The 246-nt window shown below is 44.3% G+C and carries 1 protein-coding gene; it reads right to left on the reverse strand.

The features are described from left to right. Window positions 1-246 (reverse strand): LysM peptidoglycan-binding domain-containing protein (locus tag SB725_RS33180; RefSeq protein WP_410923697.1); only part of this gene is annotated, 246 nt, incomplete at both ends.

Below are 246 nucleotides of genomic sequence, written 5' to 3' on the forward strand. Positions count from 1 at the left end.
GTGCCAAAGCAATCAGGCCATCGCCAGATTTTACTTTATAGCTTTCAGTGTTACCTAATTTCGTACCACTGCTTGCTGAGCTACTACTGCTGCTACTAGCAGAGCTGCTGCTTTGGCTGCTACTAGATGCACTTGCCATACTGCCGCTAGCAGGGATAGTAATAGTACGGCCCAGTATCAGATTCGAATTGGTATTTAATTTATTCGCTGATGCCAAATCGCTTAAGCCAATGTTGTAACGTTTAG

This window comes from Pseudomonas sp. SIMBA_041 (assembly GCF_046535095.1).
Taxonomy (GTDB): Bacteria; Pseudomonadota; Gammaproteobacteria; order Pseudomonadales; family Pseudomonadaceae; genus Aquipseudomonas; species Aquipseudomonas mucoides.